This window comes from Pseudomonas sp. Irchel 3E13 (assembly GCF_900187455.1).
In the GTDB taxonomy this organism is placed as follows: domain Bacteria; phylum Pseudomonadota; class Gammaproteobacteria; order Pseudomonadales; family Pseudomonadaceae; genus Aquipseudomonas.
In genome coordinates, this window is the sequence record NZ_FYDX01000021.1 from 44,899 (window position 1) to 63,644 (window position 18,746).

19 protein-coding genes are annotated in these 18,746 nt (G+C 63.0%); 11 read left to right on the plus strand and 8 right to left on the minus strand.

Going from position 1 to position 18,746, the window contains the following annotated elements; all coding sequences use genetic code 11:
- Position 1: 1 nt before the first annotated feature.
- From CKW37_RS28550 to CKW37_RS28560, 3 genes are read left to right on the plus strand one after another with little or no spacing between them, the layout of a single operon-like run.
- Positions 2–1,333 carry an LLM class flavin-dependent oxidoreductase gene (locus CKW37_RS28550; protein ID WP_095159456.1) on the plus strand — a complete coding sequence of 444 codons (1,332 nt, stop codon included), beginning with the start codon at positions 2–4 and terminating at the stop codon, positions 1,331–1,333.
- Positions 1,334–1,344: 11 nt separating this feature from the next.
- Entirely contained in the window at positions 1,345–2,382 is a 1,038-nt protein-coding gene (mgrA, locus tag CKW37_RS28555) for an L-glyceraldehyde 3-phosphate reductase (protein WP_095159457.1), read from the plus strand.
- 3 nt (positions 2,383–2,385) lie between these two features.
- Positions 2,386–3,309: a sulfonate ABC transporter substrate-binding protein gene (locus CKW37_RS28560; RefSeq protein WP_095159458.1), complete on the plus strand. Its 924-nt coding sequence runs from the start codon at positions 2,386–2,388 to the stop codon at positions 3,307–3,309.
- Positions 3,310–3,438: 129 nt separating this feature from the next.
- Here CKW37_RS28560 and tauD read toward each other — a convergent pair whose 3' ends face one another.
- The 5 genes from tauD to tauA (CKW37_RS28585) all read right to left on the minus strand — a co-directional run bounded on the left by tauD (position 3,439) and on the right by tauA (CKW37_RS28585) (position 8,115).
- Positions 3,439–4,272 (minus strand): taurine dioxygenase, encoded by an 834-nt coding sequence (gene tauD, locus CKW37_RS28565; protein WP_095159459.1) that lies wholly within the window; start codon positions 4,270–4,272, stop codon positions 3,439–3,441.
- Positions 4,273–4,295: 23 nt separating this feature from the next.
- Positions 4,296–5,132: a taurine ABC transporter permease TauC gene (gene tauC / locus CKW37_RS28570; RefSeq protein WP_095159460.1), complete on the minus strand. Its 837-nt coding sequence runs from the start codon at positions 5,130–5,132 to the stop codon at positions 4,296–4,298.
- The gene (tauB, locus tag CKW37_RS28575; protein ID WP_095159461.1) at positions 5,129–5,923 is read right to left on the minus strand and encodes a taurine ABC transporter ATP-binding subunit; all 795 of its coding nucleotides are present in this window, start codon (positions 5,921–5,923) and stop codon (positions 5,129–5,131) included. Before tauB ends, tauC begins: the two co-directional genes overlap by 4 nt.
- 14 nt (positions 5,924–5,937) lie before the next feature.
- Positions 5,938–6,915 carry a taurine ABC transporter substrate-binding protein gene (tauA, locus tag CKW37_RS28580; RefSeq protein WP_095159462.1) on the minus strand — a complete coding sequence of 326 codons (978 nt, stop codon included), beginning with the start codon at positions 6,913–6,915 and terminating at the stop codon, positions 5,938–5,940.
- A 225-nt stretch (positions 6,916–7,140) separates the two neighbouring features.
- On the minus strand, positions 7,141–8,115 hold the full coding sequence (gene tauA, locus CKW37_RS28585) for a taurine ABC transporter substrate-binding protein (RefSeq protein ID WP_095159522.1): 975 nt from the start codon (positions 8,113–8,115) through the stop codon (positions 7,141–7,143).
- A gap of 340 nt (positions 8,116–8,455) precedes the next feature.
- Between tauA (CKW37_RS28585) and CKW37_RS28590 the strand changes: the two genes are divergently transcribed.
- Together CKW37_RS28590 and CKW37_RS28595 are read left to right on the plus strand one after the other, a co-directional pair.
- Positions 8,456–9,787, plus strand: coding sequence for an OprD family porin (locus CKW37_RS28590; protein WP_095159463.1), 1,332 nt, complete (start codon positions 8,456–8,458; stop codon positions 9,785–9,787).
- Between the two features lie 170 nt (positions 9,788–9,957).
- A complete protein-coding gene (locus CKW37_RS28595) occupies positions 9,958–10,596 on the plus strand; it encodes a peroxiredoxin (protein ID WP_095159464.1) in 639 nt (212 codons plus the stop codon).
- 174 nt (positions 10,597–10,770) lie between these two features.
- Here the strand turns inward: CKW37_RS28595 and ycaC are convergent, their stop codons facing one another.
- Positions 10,771–11,400 carry an isochorismate family cysteine hydrolase YcaC gene (gene ycaC, locus CKW37_RS28600; protein ID WP_095159465.1) on the minus strand — a complete coding sequence of 210 codons (630 nt, stop codon included), beginning with the start codon at positions 11,398–11,400 and terminating at the stop codon, positions 10,771–10,773.
- A 311-nt stretch (positions 11,401–11,711) separates the two neighbouring features.
- Between ycaC and ssuE the strand changes: the two genes are divergently transcribed.
- From ssuE to CKW37_RS28630, 6 genes are all read left to right on the plus strand, one after another.
- Entirely contained in the window at positions 11,712–12,305 is a 594-nt protein-coding gene (gene ssuE / locus CKW37_RS28605; protein ID WP_095159466.1) for an NADPH-dependent FMN reductase, read from the plus strand.
- Positions 12,306–12,405: 100 nt separating this feature from the next.
- Positions 12,406–13,371, plus strand: coding sequence for a sulfonate ABC transporter substrate-binding protein (locus tag CKW37_RS28610; protein ID WP_095159467.1), 966 nt, complete (start codon positions 12,406–12,408; stop codon positions 13,369–13,371).
- Between the two features lie 58 nt (positions 13,372–13,429).
- Complete coding sequence (gene ssuD / locus CKW37_RS28615; protein WP_095159468.1) at positions 13,430–14,578, plus strand: FMNH2-dependent alkanesulfonate monooxygenase; 1,149 nt, start codon at positions 13,430–13,432, stop codon at positions 14,576–14,578.
- A 10-nt stretch (positions 14,579–14,588) separates the two neighbouring features.
- Positions 14,589–15,386, plus strand: a complete 798-nt coding sequence (gene ssuC / locus CKW37_RS28620) for an aliphatic sulfonate ABC transporter permease SsuC (protein ID WP_095159469.1) — start codon at positions 14,589–14,591, stop codon at positions 15,384–15,386.
- Positions 15,383–16,195 carry an aliphatic sulfonates ABC transporter ATP-binding protein gene (ssuB, locus tag CKW37_RS28625; RefSeq protein WP_177454491.1) on the plus strand — a complete coding sequence of 271 codons (813 nt, stop codon included), beginning with the start codon at positions 15,383–15,385 and terminating at the stop codon, positions 16,193–16,195. Before ssuC ends, ssuB begins: the two co-directional genes overlap by 4 nt.
- A gap of 28 nt (positions 16,196–16,223) precedes the next feature.
- Positions 16,224–16,439, plus strand: coding sequence for a molybdopterin-binding protein (locus CKW37_RS28630; RefSeq protein WP_009400132.1), 216 nt, complete (start codon positions 16,224–16,226; stop codon positions 16,437–16,439).
- 85 nt (positions 16,440–16,524) lie between these two features.
- On the opposite strand, the gene CKW37_RS28635 is transcribed toward CKW37_RS28630, so the two are convergent.
- Both CKW37_RS28635 and gshA read right to left on the minus strand, forming a co-directional pair.
- A complete protein-coding gene (locus CKW37_RS28635; RefSeq protein ID WP_095159470.1) occupies positions 16,525–17,151 on the minus strand; it encodes a TetR/AcrR family transcriptional regulator in 627 nt (208 codons plus the stop codon).
- A 1-nt stretch (position 17,152) separates the two neighbouring features.
- The gene (gshA, locus tag CKW37_RS28640; RefSeq protein WP_095159471.1) at positions 17,153–18,736 is read right to left on the minus strand and encodes a glutamate--cysteine ligase; all 1,584 of its coding nucleotides are present in this window, start codon (positions 18,734–18,736) and stop codon (positions 17,153–17,155) included.
- Between the last annotated feature and the right edge of the window lie 10 nt (positions 18,737–18,746).

An 18,746-nucleotide genomic window follows, 5' to 3' on the forward strand; every position in this document is an offset into this window, starting at 1 on the left:
CATGAGCGAGACCCCACGGCAAATGAGTCTGGGCGCCTTTTTGATGGCAACAGGGCATCACGTTGCCGCCTGGCGTCACCCCGATGTTCCGGGGGATGCTGGACTGGATATCCAGCACTACCGGCACTTGGCCAAGGTCGCGGAAGGCGCCTGTTTCGATGCGATTTTCGTCGCCGACAGCGTTGCCGCCGCCGAAGGTGAAATTGCCAGCCGAATGGCACGCTCCGACCACTTCGAGCCCTTGACATTGCTATCCGCTTTGAGCGGGGTCACGGAGCGCATCGGATTGGTGGCCACAGCTACTACAACGTACAACGAGCCATACCATGTGGCACGGAAATTCGCTTCGCTGGATCATCTGTCTGGAGGGCGGGCAGGCTGGAATCTGGTGACGTCCGATGCGGCGGCCGAAGCGCTGAATTTTGGCCGAGACGAGCACGTTGGCCACGCAGATCGGTACGTTCGCGCCAAAGAGTTCCATGAAGTGGTTGTCGGGCTGTGGGACAGTTGGGCCGACGATGCCTTCGTTCGCGACAAGAAATCCGGTACGTACTACAAGCCTGATTCAGTACGATTGCTCAATCACCAAGGCGAACACTTCAAAGTCAGGGGCCCTTTGAATGTAGCTCGCACTCCGCAAGGCCGCCCGGTGGTCGTCCAGGCCGGTTCGTCGCCGGCCGGTCTCGACCTGGCGGCGCGCACTGCCGACGTGGTGTTCACCGCGCAGACGTCGCTGGCCGCCGCGCAGGCGTTCTATGCCGACCTCAAGGGTCGCCTGGCCGCCTACGGGCGCAGCCGCGACTCGCTGAAGATCATGCCGGGTGCCTTTATCGTGGTCGGCGAGACCCAGGCCGAAGCCGAGGATAAGTTCGCCGCGTTTCAGGAATTGGTTGAGCCGCAGGTCGGCATCGCGTTGCTCGGGCGCATGCTCGGCAACTTCGACCTGTCCGGTTATCCACAGGACGGCCCGCTGCCCGAGCTGCCGCTCACCGACAGCGGCCAGCGCAGCCGCCAGCAACTGCTGAGCGAACTGGCCGTGCGGGAAAACCTCAACCTCGCCCAACTGGGACGGCGCATTGCCGGCGGTCGCGGACATCACAGTCTGATTGGCACCCCGACGCAGATCGCCGATCAATTGCAGGAATGGTTCGAAAACGAAGCCGCCGACGGCTTCAACGTGCTGGTGCCGCACCTGCCGGGTGGCCTTGAAGACGTCGCCCGACACCTGGTGCCCGAACTGCAGCGGCGCGGCCTGTTCCGCACCCATTACGAAGGGCGCACCTTGCGCGAGCACCTCGGCCTGAGCCGGCCGAACAACCCCTATTTCTCCTGAGGAAGACACCGATGACCTACGTCGCTGCGGAAAACCGCAACACCTCCATTCCTTACCGTCGCGTGGGCCGCAGCGGCCTGGTGCTGCCGGCGCTGTCGCTGGGCCTGTGGCACAACTTTGGTGACAGCACGCCGCTGAGCGATCAGCGCGCGCTGTTGCGCACGGCCTTCGACCTGGGCATCAACCACTTCGACCTGGCCAACAACTACGGCCCGCCCTACGGCAGCGCGGAGATCAATTTCGGTCGCCTGTTGCGTGAAGACTTCAAGGGCTACCGCGACGAGCTGACCATCTCCAGCAAAGCCGGTTGGGACATGTGGCCCGGCCCGTACGGCCAGGGCGGCGGCTCGCGCAAACACATCCTCGCCAGCCTCGACCAGAGCCTGTCGCGGTTGGGCGTGGACTATGTGGATATCTTCTATTCGCACCGCTTCGACCCGGACACCCCGCTGGAAGAAACCGCCAGCGCCCTCGCCACCGCAGTGCAGCAGGGCAAGGCGCTGTACGTCGGCATCTCGTCTTACTCCGGGGCCAAGACCCGCGAAATCGCGCGTCTGTTGCAGGCGTGGAAAGTCCCGCTGTTGATCCACCAGCCGGCCTACAACCTGCTCAACCGCTGGGTGGAAAAAGACCTGCTGGACGTCACCGATGAGCTGGGCGCCGGCGTGATCGCTTTCACCCCGCTGGCTCAGGGCCTGCTGACCGGCAAGTACCTCAATGGGGTGCCGAAGGATGCTCGGGTCAACAAGCCGGGCGGTGGTTCGCTGCTGCCGACGCACTTGTCCGAGGCCAACCTGGCTCATGTTCGCGCCCTCAACGAAATCGCCATCGCCCGTGGCCAGAGCCTCGCGCAACTGGCGCTGGCCTGGACCCTGCGCGACCCGCGGGTGACCTCGGCGCTGATCGGTGCCAGCCGGCCTGAGCAGATCATCGAGAACGTCGGTGCACTGAACAACCTGACGTTCAGTGCTGAAGAGCTGGCGCTGATCGACCGTCATGCCGTTGAAGGTGGCATCAACCTCTGGGAAAAACCCTCGCTGGCGGAGTGACGAATGAAGGCGATTGCAATGCTGAGCGCTGGCCTGGCCCTGTTGGGCCTGGCGACGGCAGCGGTCGCCGATCCGCAGGAATTGCGCATCGGCTACCAGAAGGGCTCCATCGCGTTGGTGCTGGCCAAGGAACATGGCCTGCTGGAGAAACGCTTCGCCGGGACCAAGGTGCAATGGATCGAATTCCCGGCTGGGCCGCAGATGCTTGAAGCACTGAACATCGGCAGCCTGGACGTGGGTTCGACCGGTGATATCCCGCCGCTGTTCGCCCAGGCGGCGGGCGCCGATCTGGTGTACATCGGCGCCGAGCCGGCCAAGCCGTCGGCGGAAGTGATCCTGGTGCGCAGCGACAGCCCGCTCCAGCAGGTGACCGACCTCAAGGGTCGCAAGGTCGCGCTGCAGAAGGGCTCCAGCTCGCACAACCTGGTGCTGCGGGCGCTGAACAAGGCGGGCTTGAGCTTCAAGGATATTCAGCCGGTGTACCTCACGCCGGCGGATGCCCGTGCGGCGTTCGAACACGGCAGCGTCGATGCCTGGGCGGTGTGGGATCCGTACGTCTCGCTGGCCCTGAGCGAAGGGCACAGCCGCAAACTGACGGATGGCGAAGGGCTGGGATTATCCGGTCCGGTGTACACCGCGCGGCGCGACTATGCGGCGCAGAACGGCGAGTTTATCCACAGCCTGCTGGACCAGCTCACCGCTGCCGAAGACCTGACCCGCAGTGAGCGGGACGCCAGCCTGAAGGTGCTGAGCAACTCGATGGGCTTGCCCCAAGCAGTGGTCGCCCACTATGTGGATAACCGCCCGCCATCGCCGGTGCTGCCGATTACCGATGAGGTGATCAAGGCACAGCAGGCGACGGCGGATCTGTTCTATGAGAACCGGTTGTTGCCGAAGAAACTGGATGTGAGGAAGGCGCTGCCCTGAGTCAGGGTTTCTCCCACAGGAACCAGGTTGGTCACAGAACCTGTGGGAGCCGGCCTTGCCGGCGATGAGGCCATCACCAACAGCAGGGCATTCAGATCGATCCACACCCCATGGGCTGTGGATAACCCATCAGAACGGCACATCCCCCAGGATCGTCGCCCGATGCATCACCCGCCGCGCCGGCCGGTAATCATCCACTGCGTAATGCTGGGTCACGCGGTTATCCCAGAAGGCCACGTCGTTTTCCTGCCAGCGCCAGCGAATGGTGAACTCTGGCCGGGTCGCGTGGGCAAACAGGAATTTCAGCAGCGCCTCACTTTCCGCCTCGCTCAGTTCGTTGATGCGGGTGGTGAAGCCGTCGCTGACGAACAGCGATTTGCGTCCGCTCACCGGATGCGTGCGGATCACCGGATGGGAAATCGGCGGGTTGGCGCGGCGGGTCGCTTCCCAGCGCTCCAGGTCTTGCGGCGTGGAGCCGAAGCGGGCCAGCGGGAAGGATTTGGTGAAGTCATGGGTCGCGGTCAGTCCGTCCAGGAGGATCTTCAGCGGTTCCGACAACGCTTCGAACGCGGCGATGCCGCTGGCCCACAAGGTGTCGCCGCCATAGGCCGGCAATTGCTTGGCGGCCAGTACCGCGCCCAGTGCCGGGGTCGGCAGGAAGGTCACGTCGGTGTGCCAGATGGCGTTGTCGCGCACGTCGGTGACGGCGGTGTCGAGCACCAGCACTTGCGGTGTTTCCGGCACGTTGGGGTAGATCGGGTGAATGTGCAGGTCGCCGAACTGCGCGGCGAAGTTTGCCTGCTGCGGCGGCGTAATCGGCTGTTCGCGGAAGAACAATACCTGGTGGGTCAGCAGCGCTTGCTCGATGGCGTCGCGCGCTTCGGCGCTGATATCGCGGCTCAGGTCAACGCCACTGATTTGGGCGCCGAGCGCGGGGCTCAGCGGGGTAATGATCAGGCTCATGTCTGTCTCACTAATGCGGTTGTTCAGTGGCTCTGGCCGTGCCAGGGCACCAGCTTGCGTTGCAGGGCGCGCAGGCCCATTTCCAGGGCGAAGGCGATCAAGGCGATGACCAGGATGCCGAGCACCACCACGTCGGTGACCAGGAATTGCGCCGCCGACTGGACCATGAAGCCCAGGCCGCTGGTGGCGGCGATCAGCTCGGCGGCAACCAGGGTCGACCAGCCGACACCAAGGCCGATGCGCACGCCAGTGAGGATGTCCGGCAACGCGCTGGGCAGGATCACGTGGCGAATCAGTTGCACCTTGCTCGCGCCCAGCGACAGCGCCGCGCGCAGCTTGGCCGGATCGACCGTGCGCACGCCGGTGGCGGTGGCGATGGCGATCGGGGCGAAGATCGCCAGGTAGATCAGCAGCACTTTCGACAGCTCGCCGATGCCGCACCAGATCACGATCAGCGGCAGGTACGCCAGCGGTGGAATAGGGCGGTAGAACTCGATCAGCGGATCGAGAATGCCGCGGGCGATGCGGTTGCTGCCGATGGCGATACCGACCGGGATCGCGGTGAGGATCGCCGCGCCTAGGGCCAGGCCGATACGGCTCAGGCTGGCACCGAGGTGCTGCCACAAGGTCGATTCCATGTAGCCCTGGGTCAGCAACAGCCAGGCCTTGCCCGCCACCGCTTCAGGCGAGGGCAGGAACAGCGGCTCGATCCACTCCGCGGCGGTCACTAGCCACCACACCAGCAGCAGGGCGCCGAGGGTCAGGCCGCTGATCCAGCGGGTGCTCAGGTAGCGCCGTGCCTTGAGCGGGCGCGACGCGGTGGAAGGTTTGGCCGTCACCGGCAGTTCCAGACTGCTCATGCGAACTCCTGCCGCCCGGCGGCGCTGCGTTGAGAAAAGACCCGCGACAGCACGTGCTCGCGGGTTTCGATAAAGCGTGGATCGGACTTGATCGAACGCGCCGATTCACCGGCGGCGTAGCGCTGGCCGAAGTCCAGGTGCAGACGCTCGACCACGCGGCCGGGGTTGGGCGCCAGGAGGATGAGGTCGGTGGCGAGGAACACCGCTTCTTCGATGTCGTGGGTAATCAGGAACACCGGTTTGGCGGTGCGTTGCCAGACCTGCAACAGCAGCTCTTGCATCTGTTCGCGGGTGAACGCGTCGAGCGCGCCGAACGGTTCGTCCATCAGCAGCACCCGTGGGTCGGCGGCCAGCGCGCGGGCCAGGCCGACGCGCTGTTTCTGGCCACCGGACAACTGCCAGATATGCCGCGCGGCGAAATCGGCGAGGTCCACCAGGGCGAGCATTTCCCGCGCCTTCTGGTCCCGCTGCGCACGGGACACGCCGGCCAGTTCCAGGCCGAAGCCGACGTTGGCCAGCACATCCTGCCAGGGCAACAGGGCGTCGTCCTGGAACACCACGCCACGCTCGGCGCTCGGCCCTTGCACCGGCACGCCGTCGAGGGTGATGCGCCCGGCGCTCGGGCTGACGAAGCCGGCGATCAGGTTGAGCAGCGAGGTCTTGCCGCTGCCGGACGGGCCGAGGGCCACCAGCAATTGCTGCGGGCCCAGGCTCAGAGAAATGTCGGACAGCACAGGCTCGGCGGCGCCGGGGTACTGTGCGCTGATGCGCTCCAGTTGTAACAGGGCCATGACGACTCCGTGACTCAGTTGGTGATGAACGACGCGCTGACGTACGGCGAGTAATCCGGCAGCACGGCCTCGACCTTGCCTTGTTCCTTGAGGAAGGTGGCGGTGTCGGTGATGGCCTTGGTGGTCGGCGCGCCGAGGGCGGCGACCTGGTCGGCGGCCAGCGGGAACACGTTGCCTTGCAGCAGGGCCGGAATGTCGCTGGCCTTGGCGCCGGACAGCTTCACCAGCTTGTCGACGTTGCTCTTGTCCGCGAGCCAGGCTTGCGGGTCTTTGCGGTAGTCGGCGTAGGCATCGAGGGTCACTTTGGCGAAGGCCTTGACCACTTCAGGGTGCTTGGCGGCGAAGTCCTTGCGCACGATCCAGGCGTCGAAGGTCGGTGCGCCTTTCTTCGCCAGTTCGCCGGAGGTGATCAGCACCTTGCCGTTTTCCTTGGCCACGCCCAGCGCTGGGTCCCAGACGTAGGTGGCGTCGATGTCGCCGCGCTTCCAGGCAGCGGTGATCGCCGGTGGCGCGAGGTTGAGGATCTGCACCTTGGAAGGGTCGATGTTCCACTGCTTCAGCGCGGCCAGCAGGCTGTAGTGACCGGTGGACACGAAGGGCACGGCGATCTTCTTGCCGACCAGGTCCTGGGGCGAATTGATGCCGGCGCCATCGCGGGCGACCAGGGCTTCGGCGGCGCCGATTTCGGTGGCGATAAGGAAGGTTTCCACCGGCAGCTTGCGGGTCGCGGCGGCGGCCAGCGGGCTGGAACCGAGGTAGCCGATCTGCACGTCGCCGGAGGCCACGGCGGTGATCACGTCAGCGCCGTTGTCGAATTTGCGCCAGTCGATGCTGGCCTTGCTGGCTTGCTCATAACGGCCATCGACCTGGGCGACTTTGGCCGGATCGACGGTGGTCTGGTAGGCGACGGTAAGGTCCGCGGCCTGGACGAAAAACGCAGCACCGGCCAGGGCCAGGGCGGAGAACAGGCGCAGTGGGGCAAAGAAGGTCATGTTGAACTCCTGGTCAGGCGGAATAGGGTGGGAAGTGGTGAAAGACTAATTGATCTAAGAAATCGTAAATAAATAACTTTTTCGAATTAGCTTAGGAGACAAAGAAAGGGAGGCGCCCTTCGCGAGCAAACTCGCCCCTACAAAGCGCTGAATCTGTAGGAGCGAGCTCGCTCGCGAAGGGCCTGGAATCAGGTGTCAGCCGTTTCTATGGGAAGCTGGCCGGGCTTACTGCACGAACTTCGCACTCACAAACGGCGAATAATCCGGCAGCACCGTCTCCACCTTGCCTTGCTCCTTGAGGAATTTCGCCGTCTCGGCAATGGCGGCAGGTGTCTGGTTCTGCAGCAGCGCCGGTTGTGCCTGGGCATCGGGGAACGCGGAGCCGGCGAGCAGTTCAGGAACGTCCGCCGGGTTGGCGCCGGTCAGCTTGGCGATCTTCTGCACGGGCAGCGAATCCGCCGTCCACTGCGCCTTGTTGGCGGTGTAGTCGGCGAAGGACTGCAAGGTGACCTTGGCGAACTTGGCGACCACGTCCGGATGCTTCTCGGCGAAGTCCTTGCGTGCGACCCACACCTCGAACGTCGGCGCGCCCCAGCCACCCACTTCGGCGGCGTCGGTCAGGGTCTTGCCGGTCTTGCGGATTTCGCCCAGCGCGGGCGACCAGACAAAGGCGCCGTCGATGTCGCCACGCTTCCACGCCGCGGCAATTTCTGCGGGTTGCAGGTTCACCACTTTCACCTGGCGGGTATCGAGGTTCCAGTGCTTCAGCGCGCCGAGCAGGCTGTAGTGCGAGGTGGACACGAACGGCGTGGCGATGGTCTTGCCCACCAGGTCCTGCGGGCTGTTGATGCCGCTGCCGTTACGCACCACCAGCGCTTCGGCGGCGTTGATCTGCGCCGAGACGACAAAGGCCACGATCGGCAGCTTGCGTGACGCCGCCGCTGCCAGCGGGCTGGAGCCGAGGTTGCCGATCTGCACGTCGCCCGAGGCGATGGCGGTGACCACTTCCGGGCCACTGTTGAAGCGCCGCCAGTCGATTTTCTCGCCAATGGCCTGTTCGTAGGCGCCGTCAGCCTGGGGGACTTTGCTGGGATCGATGCCGGTCTGGTAGCCGACGGTGATTCCGGCGGCGTGGCTGACCAGGGTCAAGCCGGTGAGGGCGAGGGCGGTAAATAATCGGAGCGGGAGCGAGGGCTTCATGATGGCCATTTCCAGAGAGGGAAAGCCATAAAACTAATTGATCTAAAAAGCTTTAGATAAATACGTTTTGGTAATTAGCTTATGTATGAATGCTTTGTGAAAATTTCGTGAGATATTCCGAAAAAATCTTAAAAAAACACAAATAATTCTTTTTGGATTTATCAAATTGTCATTATCCTTCGTCCCCAGCGCGACGCATTAGACCAAAGTCGCGAAACGAATAGTTACGATTGACTTGATAGTCACCCTTTGGTGCTAATCGACCATCGACGGCGAGCAGGACGACAGATCCTGCCGTCAACGAACCACAAGAATTAGAAACGATAGGAGCAATTCATCTATGAAGAAGTCGACCCTGACTCTTGCCGTGGCCCTTGGGGTTCTGGCCCAGCAAGCAGGCGCTGCCGGTTTTATTGAAGACAGCAAAGCTACCTTGAAGCTGCGCAATTTCTATATCAACCAAGACAACCGTAACCACAGCACCAGCACCACCCAACCGAACTACACGGAAGAGTGGGGCCAAGGTTTCCAATTGGACTACACCTCGGGTTACACCGAAGGCACCGTTGGTTTTGGTGTTGATGCTATCGGGCTGCTGGGCATCCGTCTTGACTCTGGCAAGGGCCGTCACGGCAACCGTGACAGCAGTGCTTACGGTGGTCTGGTTTTCCCTACCGATAGCGACGGCCGTGCAGTCAACGACTTCTCCAGCCTGGGCGCCACCGCCAAGGTAAAAGTTTCCCAGACCGAACTGCGCTACGGCACCCTGCTGCCGAAGCTGCCGGTCATCTCGTACAACGACGGTCGTCTGCTGCCGCAAACCTTCGAAGGTGGTCAGATCACCTCGAACGAGATCAAGGACCTGACCCTGATCGGTGGTCAGATCGAGCACGTGAAGGGCCGCAACTCCTCGAGCAATGAAGGGCTGTCCATCGCTGGCGCCAACAACGCTCGTACCGGTAAGTTCAGCAACCAGTTCCGTTATGCCGGTGCTGACTACAAGGTCACCAAGGACCTGCTGCTGCAGTACTACTACGGCAACCTGGAAGACTTCTACAAACAGCACTTCCTGGGCGCGGTACACAACTGGGCAATCGGCCCGGGTACTCTGAAGTCGGACTTCCGCTACTTCCATAGCACCGATGATGGCAAAAACGGTGATACGGCGGCCTACTACACCACCGGCTATTACGGCGGCACCACCACCAGAGGCAAGGTCGACAACGACCTGTACAGCGCACTGTTCCTGTACAGCGTTGCCGGTCACACCTTCGGTGGCGGCTACCAGAAGAGCCGTGGCGATAGCGACTTCCCTTGGCTGAACCAGGGTGACGGCTCGTCCAACTACACCATCACCGACTCGCAGATCCAGAAGTTCGGCCGTGCCGGTGAGAGCACCTGGCAAGCTCGCTACTCCTACGACTTCGCCAAGGTCGGCTTGGCAGGTCTTACCGCAGGCGTGGTTTACCTGAAGGGCGATAACATCGATACCATCACTGGTGACCGCACCGAATGGGAGCGGGATATCACTGTGGCCTACGTCGTACCGGAAGGTCCGCTGAAGAACTTCGGCGTCATGTGGAAAAACGCCATGTGGCGCACCGACATTGACAACCAACGGGACCAAGACGAAAACCGTCTGATCCTCAGCTACTCCATCCCGCTGCTGTAACCCGCCGCGAGATACACCAACGCCCGCCCGGCTTCATGCCGCGCGGGCGTTGTTTTGTCTGCAATTCGTTATTTCTTTCAGGTCTAAATAAATCAATATTTATTCTTTTTAATTCGGCGCAACCACAGGCACAGTGAAGCCATAACGCACTTAGCCCAAGGAGCCGCACCATGAGCCTCAGACTCGGCGATATCGCCCCCGACTTCGAACAGGATTCCAGCGCCGGCAAGATCCGCTTCCACGAGTGGCTCGGCGATAGCTGGGGCGTGCTGTTCTCGCACCCGGCCGACTTCACCCCGGTGTGCACCACGGAACTGGGCTTTACCGCCAAGCTGAAAGAGCAATTCGCCGAGCGCGGCGTCAAGGCCATCGCGCTGTCCGTCGACCCGGTCGATTCCCATCACCGCTGGATCGAAGACATCAACGAAACCCAGAACACCACGGTCAACTTCCCGATCCTGGCCGATGCCGATCGCAAAGTGTCCGACCTCTATGACCTGATCCACCCCAACGCCAGCGACACCCTGACGGTGCGTTCCCTGTTCGTGATCGATCCGAACAAGAAGATCCGTCTGACCATCACCTACCCGGCCAGCACCGGCCGCAACTTCCACGAGATCCTGCGGGTGATTGACTCGTTGCAGCTCACCGACAACCACAAGGTGGCGACCCCGGCCAACTGGCAGGACGGTGATGAAGTGGTGATCGTGCCGTCGCTCAAGGACGAAGAAGAGATCAAACGCCGCTTTCCGAAGGGCTATCGCGCGGTCAAGCCCTACCTGCGCCTGACCCCACAGCCCAACCGCTGACAGACCGTTTTCATCGTAGTGCTTTAGCCATCGCAGGGATTTTCGGGCCGTTTCGACGGCCCTTTTTTTTGCCTGAAGAAACCAATTCGGGCCCTTCGCGAGCAAGCTCGCTCCTACAGAGACGGTGATGAACCTGTAGGAGCGAGCTTGCTCGCGATGGGCTCAACGGGGTTTTTACTTACCCGCAGTCAGCGCGTTGTAGCTGGTCATCAAATTCCGGTAATCCGGGATGTGATTCGAGCACAGCGCCGCCAGCCCTTCGACATCGTTGCGCCAGTCGCGGTGCAGCTCACAGGCCACGCCGAACCAGGTCATCAGTTGCGCACCCGCCGAACTCACACGGTTCAAAGCGGCATCGCGAGTCATCGCGTTAAAGGTGCCGGAAGCATCGGTCACCACGAACACGTCAAATTCCTCTTCCAAAGCGGACAGCGCCGGGAACGCCACACACACCTCGGTTACCACACCCGCAATGATCAGTTGCTTCTTCCCGGTAGCTTTCACCGCTTTCACGAAGTCCTCGTTGTCCCAGGCGTTGATCTGGCCAGGGCGAGCGATGTACGGGGCATCCGGGAACAGTTCTTTCAGTTCCGGCACCAGCGGGCCGTTGGGGCCTTGTTCGAAGCTGGTGGTGAGGATGGTTGGCAGGTTGAAGAACTTGGCCAGATCCGCCAGGGCCAGAACGTTGTTCTTGAAACGGTCAGGCTCGATATCGCGCACCAGGGACAGCAGGCCAGCCTGGTGATCCACCAGCAGGACAGCGGCGTCGTCTTTGTTCAGGCGGTTGTATTTGAATGCGGTCATGGTCGTTGCTCCTGAGGTGCTGATCTTCGTAAGGGGTGGTGTTTCGCGTTGATGGGAGAAGATTAAATTCAGAACCTTTGGCGCGGTAGCTAGTGAAAACTGGCTTTAGCGTTCCTTATTCAGAACGATAGAGTTTGTACAGGTACAGCAGTGACAATCCGCGGTCTGGCATAAAGCCCATATCTCTAAATCACATAAACAAATGAAAAAATATGATTTATAGATATATATACCCACCTGTTAAGGTCACTCCATTCCAGCGAGCACACTAACTCGCGGCCCTTCAGAACAGTTCTAAGGAAGCGCTTTCCATGTTGGTCGTTTCTATTGGTGGTAGCCCCAGCCTGCGGTCACGTTCCGGTGTGCTGCTCGATCGCTCCCGGGACTGGCTGCAAGGCCAGGGTGTGGAAGTGGTGACGTTCCAGGTACGGGACTTCCCGGCCGAGGACCTGCTTCACGCTCGCTTCGACAGCCCGCACGTGCAGCACTTCCAGCAGTTGGTGGAACAGGCTGACGGCCTGATCGTCGCTACCCCGGTGTACAAGGCGTCCTATTCCGGCGCGCTGAAAACCCTGCTCGACCTGCTGCCCGAACGCGCCCTGCACCACAAGGTGGTCTTGCCCATCGCCACCGGCGGCAGCATCGCCCACATGCTGGCGGTGGACTACGCACTCAAGCCGGTGCTCTCGGCCCTCAAGGCGCAGGAGACCCTGCAAGGGATCTTCGCCGACGACAGCCAGATCGCCTACGGCCAGGGCAATTCCCCGGCCCACCTGGCGCCGGCCCTGGAGCAGCGCCTGCACGAATCGCTCGACACGTTTCACAGCGCCCTGGCCCGTCGGCCACGGCCGGTGGCTCCTGGCGTCCTGAACGAACGCCTGCTCAGCGCCCGCTGGAGTATCTGAGCCGCGACACCCGTTTCATCGCGTCACCCTTCACCTTACTCGCCCGATAACGAGGCAAGCAGGTGCAGCCTGAACCCAACAGCAAAATAAGGAGAGCGCAATGCGCACTGTCATTTTGCGTCGTGGCCTGGTCGCTCTGTTTGCTGCGGCTGTGTCCTTCGGCGCCATTACTCAAGCTCAAGCCGAAACCCTGCGTATCGGTTATCAGAAATACGGCACCCTGGTGCTGCTCAAGGCCAAGGGCACGCTGGAAAAGCGTCTCGCCGCTCAGGGCGTGCAGGTGCAATGGACTGAATTCCCCGGCGGCCCGCAACTGCTGGAAGGCCTCAACGTCGGTTCGATCGACTTCGGTGTGACCGGCGAAACCCCGCCCGTGTTCGCCCAGGCCGCCGGTGCCGACCTGCTCTACGTCGCCTATGAGCCGCCAGCGCCGCACAGCGAAGCGATCCTCGTGCCGAAGGGTTCGGCCATTCAGTCGGTCAAAGACCTCAAGGGCAAGAAAGTCGCCCTGAACAAAGGCTCCAACGTGCATTACCTGCTGGTCCGCGCCCTGGAAGACGCCGGCCTCAAGTACACCGATATCCAGCCGGTATTCCTGCCGCCCGCCGACGCCCGTGCCGCCTTCGAGCGTGGCAGTGTCGACGCCTGGGTCATCTGGGATCCGTACCAGGCTGCCGCCGAACAGCAACTGCAGGCCCGCACCCTGCGCGACGGCCAGGGCATCGTCGACAACCACCAGTTCTACCTGGCGACCAAGCCTTACGCACAACAGCATCCTGAAGTGATCAGCGCGCTGGTGGACGAGGTGCGTGCTGTCGGCGAGTGGTCCAAGGCCAACCCGCAGGAAGTGACCGACCAGGTTGCGCCGCTGCTCGGCCTGCCGGCCGACATCACCCTGACCTCGGTCAAGCGCCAAGGCTACGGCGCGCAGTTCCTGACCCCGGAAGTGGTCGCCGCGCAGCAGAAGATCGCCGACACCTTCAAGACCCTCAAGCTGATTCCAAAGCCGCTGAGCATCAAGGACGTGATCTGGACGCCACCGGCCAAGGTCGCCACGGCGCCTTGACGTTTTGCCCGAGCCGGGGCGCCGCCCCGGTCTGAGCCACCCTTAGGAGACAACTCCAATGAGCCTCAACGTTTTCTGGTTTCTACCGACCCATGGCGACGGCCATTACCTTGGCACCGCCGAAGGCGCTCGCGCCGTCGATCACGGTTATCTGCAGCAGGTCGCCCAGGCAGCGGATCGCCTGGGTTTCGGCGGCGTGCTGATCCCCACCGGGCGCTCCTGCGAGGACTCCTGGCTGGTGGCGGCATCGCTGATCCCGGTGACCCAGCGGCTGAAATTCCTTGTGGCCCTGCGCCCGGGGATCATTTCGCCGACCGTGGCGGCGCGTCAGGCGGCGACCCTCGACCGGCTGTCCGGCGGGCGTGCGCTGTTCAACCTGGTGACCGGTGGCGACCCTGAAGAACTGTCCGGCGACGGCCTGTTCCTCAGCCATGAAGAGCGTTATCAGGCCTCCGTGGAGTTCACCCGCATCTGGCGTCGGGTGCTGGAAGGCGAGACGGTCGATTACGACGGCAAGCACATCCAGGTCAAAGGCGCCAAGCTGCTCTATCCACCGATTCAACAACCGCGTCCGCCGCTGTATTTCGGTGGCTCGTCCGAGGCTGCCCAGGACCTGGCCGCCGAGCAGGTCGAGCTGTACCTGACCTGGGGCGAGCCGCCGGCCGCGGTCGCCGAGAAAATCGCGGAAGTCCGGGCCAAGGCCGCCAAGCTGGGCCGCACCGTCCGCTTCGGCATCCGCCTGCACGTGATCGTGCGGGAAACCAACGATGAAGCATGGAAAGCCGCCGAGCGCCTGATCTCGCACCTGGACGACGACACCATCACCCGTGCCCAGGCCTCCCTGGCGCGTTTCGACTCCGTAGGCCAGCAACGCATGGCTGCGCTGCATGGCGGCAACCGCGACAACCTCGAAGTCAGCCCGAACCTGTGGGCGGGCGTCGGCCTGGTGCGTGGCGGTGCCGGCACCGCGCTGGTCGGCGACGGGCCGACCGTGGCGGCACGGGTCAAGGAATACGCTGACCTGGGCATCGACACTTTCATCTTCTCTGGCTACCCGCACCTGGAAGAGTCGTACCGCGTCGCCGAACTGCTGTTCCCGCACCTGGATATCGCGCGTCCGTCGCTGCCGCAAGAGCGGGGCTATGTCAGCCCGTTCGGCGAGATGGTCGCCAACGACATCCTGCCCAAAGCCGCGGCACAGGGTTGAGGAGCGCAGCATGAGTCGTTCTTCCTCAACCCCGTGGACGCAGCGCCTGGCCCCGTGGGCCTTGCCGATCGCGCTGCTGGCGATCTGGCAACTAGCGGTCAGCGCCGGTTGGCTGTCGACGCGCATCCTGCCGGCACCGAGCGCGGTAATCACCGCCGGTGTCGAACTGGTGCGCAGCGGCGAGATCTGGACCCACCTGGCGATCAGCGGCTGGCGTGCCGGCCTGGGCTTCGTCATCGGCGGCAGCATCGGCCTGGCGCTGGGCTTCATCACCGGCCTGTCCCGTTGGGGCGAGCGCCTGCTCGACAGCTCGGTGCAGATGATCCGCAACGTGCCGCACCTGGCGCTGATCCCGCTGGTGATCCTGTGGTTCGGCATCGATGAGTCGGCGAAGATTTTCCTGGTGGCCCTCGGCACGCTGTTCCCGATCTACCTGAACACTTACCACGGCATTCGCAACGTCGATCCGGCGCTGGTGGAAATGGCCCGCAGCTACGGCCTCAGCGGTTTCTCCCTGTTCCGTCAGGTGATCCTGCCGGGTGCGCTGCCGTCGATTCTGGTCGGTGTGCGCTTCGCCTTGGGCTTCATGTGGCTGACCCTGATCGTGGCCGAAACCATCTCGGCCAACGCCGGCATCGGCTACCTGGCGATGAATGCCCGTGAATTCCTGCAAACCGATGTGGTGGTCCTGGCCATCGTTCTCTACGCGGTGCTCGGCAAGCTCGCCGACCTCGCTGCCCGTGGCCTGGAGCGCGTCTGGTTGCGCTGGCACCCGGCCTATCAACCGAGCAAGGGAGACGGCGCATGACCATTCTCAAGGAGCAACCGCCACGGCTGCTGCGCGGTATTCCGCTGGCCGTGCGCAACGTCGAGAAGACTTTCGGCCAGCGCAAGGTGCTGCGTGACATCGACCTGCACATTCCGGCCGGACAATTCGTCGCCATCGTCGGTCGCAGCGGCTGCGGCAAAAGTACCTTGCTGCGCCTGCTCGCCGGCCTCGACCAGCCTTCCGCCGGGCAACTGCTGGCCGGCAGCGCGCCGCTCGCCGAGGCCCGCGAAGACACCCGCCTGATGTTCCAGGAAGCGCGCCTGCTGCCCTGGAAACGGGTGATCGACAACGTTGGCCTGGGCCTGCAAGGCAACTGGCAGGAACAGGCACGCAAGGCACTCGAGGCGGTCGGCCTGGCCGACCGCGCCAATGAATGGCCGGCGGCATTGTCCGGTGGACAGAAACAGCGTGTGGCCCTGGCCCGCGCCCTGATCCACCAGCCACGCCTGCTGCTGCTGGACGAACCGCTGGGGGCGCTGGATGCCCTGACCCGGATCGAAATGCAGCAACTGATCGAAGACCTCTGGCGCAAGCATGGCTTCACCGTGCTGCTGGTGACCCACGACGTCGCCGAAGCCGTCGCGGTCGCCGACCGGGTGATCCTGATCGAGGACGGTGAAATCGGCCTCGACCTGCACGTGGACCTGCCACGGCCGCGGGTGCGTGGATCGCACCGCCTGGCCGCGCTGGAAACCGAAGTATTGAACCGTGTTCTTTCGGTCCCGGGCATCCCGCCCGAGCCCGAACCCGTAGCACCCTTGCCTACGCAACTGCGCTGGGCTCATTGACCTCAGAACCTACAAAGGAAGCAAGCAGATGACTATCAAAGCGATCAACGTGCGTAACCAGTTCAAGGGCACCGTTAAAGAAATCCTGGAAGGTCCGGTCCTGTCGGAAATCGACGTACAGACCGCCTCGGGCATCGTCACTTCGGTGATCACCACCCGTTCGGTAAAAGAACTGGAACTGACCATTGGCAGCGAAGTGATTGCCTTCGTGAAATCCACCGAGGTTTCCATCGCCAAGCTGTGATTTGTGTGGCATATCGCGAGCAAGCTCGCTCCTACAGAGACTGGGAACACCGATCCCCTGTAGGAGCGAGCTTGCTCGCGATTGCCTAACGCTTGGGCAAAAACGGCGGCAGATAAAGCCCCAGGTACGCCTCGAACACCCGCATCCCTTCCTCCGCCATCCGCGGCGTGATTTGCCCGTGCAACTGCATCGACCGGGCATACACCCGATCCCCCAGTTCCATCGCCAGGGCGAACACGTCCACGTCACGCGGCAGTTCCGGTAAACGGAAATGCTGCTCGAACAGCTTGTGCATCAGATCGCCCAGCTCGATATCGTGCTGACGATCCGCCTGGGTCACTTCGCTCAAACCATGCTGGGCCAGGATCAACTGCCGCGCCGCGGCGTCCTCGTGGTAGATCTCCAGCATGCGCATTTCCACCAGCCGCGAGAGGTCCCGCCAACTGTGCAGGGTCTGCGGATCGATGGGCGCTTGCAGGCAGGCGCGGAAGGCGCTGTGCACGTCCGCGGTGAGGGCTTCGAGCAGCGCCGGGACGCTGGCGAAGAAGTGATAAACGGACGAAGGCGGGATCTGCGCCCGCTCCGCCACGCTGTAGATCGACAGGCTGGCCACACCTTCGCTGGCCAGCAGGGTGCGGGCCGCGTCGAGGATCGAGTCGATCCGCGCCTGGCTGCGGGCGCGGGGTTTGCGAGGTGTGGTACCGCGACTCATATCAGTTGCTGATCGCCAGGATGCTGGCCTGGTAGGCGCCGACGAACAGGTCGAAGTCACCGACTTCCTGTTTCTCCAGCTCGGCCTGCTCTTCCAGCGACTTGCGCGCCAGCGCTTCGAAACGCGCTTGCTCGTCCGCCGGCAGCGGCTCGCTGCGCAGGAACTCGGCGTGGAGCTGGCTCTGGCGCAGGGAGAAGCGGGCGAAGCTTTCCTGATGTTCGGTCATGCTCGCCAGCACCTGCGCCGACGGCGTCAGCGACGGATCGTCGACCTTGGCGGCCTGTATTTGCAGGGCACGGGCGTGCTCGTCGCCGCCATGGGCACGATCAAGCAATTCGGCCAACGGCGCGATGCGTTCCAGCAACTCGCTGGCCCACGCCTTCAGCGTCACCGGCTGGCCGTCGCGTTGCAGTTCCAGGCCAGGGCGGCGGCCCTGCTTGACCACATTGAGGAAGTTGTCGGTGCACTGGCCGCACTCGCCATTTCCCAGCAGCGGGCTTTCTTCCAGCGCGCAGAACAGCAGGAATGCATCGAGGAAACGCGCCTGCGGCAGTTCGACGCCGGTCGGCAGGAACGGGTTGATGTCCAGGCAGCGTACTTCGATGTACTGGATGCCGCGGGACACCAATGCCTGGATCGGCCGCTCGCCGGTGTAGGTCACGCGCTTGGGGCGGATGTTGGAGTAGTACTCGTTTTCGATCTGCAGGATGTTGGTGTTGAGCTGCACCCACTCACCATCCTGGTGCGTGCCGATCTCGACATACGGCGGATACGGCGTGGCCACGGCACGGCGCAGGCTGTCGGTGTAGCTGCTCAGATCGTTGTAGCAAGGGGTCAGGCCGGCCTGGGCGTTGCTCTGGTAACCGAGGTCGCTCATGCGCAGGCTGGTGGCCCACGGCAGGTACAGGGTGTCGGCGTCGAGGGCTTCCAGTTGATGCGGGCGACCGCGCAGGAAACCCGCGTCCAGCGCTGGCGACGCACCGAACAGGTACATCAGCAGCCAGCTATAGCGACGGAAATTGCGGATAAGGGCGATGTAGGCCGACGACTGGAACTCGCGGTCGTCGCCGTCGCGGCCTTCGGCTTCACGCAGCAGCGGCCAGAGTTTTTCCGGCAGCGAGAAGTTGTAATGGATACCGGCGATGCACTGCATGGTGCGGCCGTAGCGCAGGGCCAGGCCCTTGCGGTAGACGTACTTGAGCTGACCGATGTTGGAGGTGCCGTACCAGGCGATCGGGATGTCTTCCTCGGCCGGCAACGGGCACGGCATCGACGGACTCCACAGGTACTCGCTGCCGAGCTTGCTGTAGGCGAAGCGATGGATGTTTTCCAGGCTTTCGAGGGTCTTCGCGGGATCGGCCAGCGCTGGCGTGATGAACTCCAGCAGCGACTCGGAATAATCGGTGGTGATCTGTTCGTGGGTCAGGGCGGCACCCAGGGCCTCGGGGTGCGGCGTCTGGGCCAGACGACCGTCCTCTGTCACGCGCAGGCATTCACGCTCGATGCCGTGCAGGCACTGCTTGAGCAGAGAGAGGTTGTCGCCCTGGCCGAGCAGGCTCAGGCGGCGGTTGAGAAGTTCGCTCAAGATGGATTCC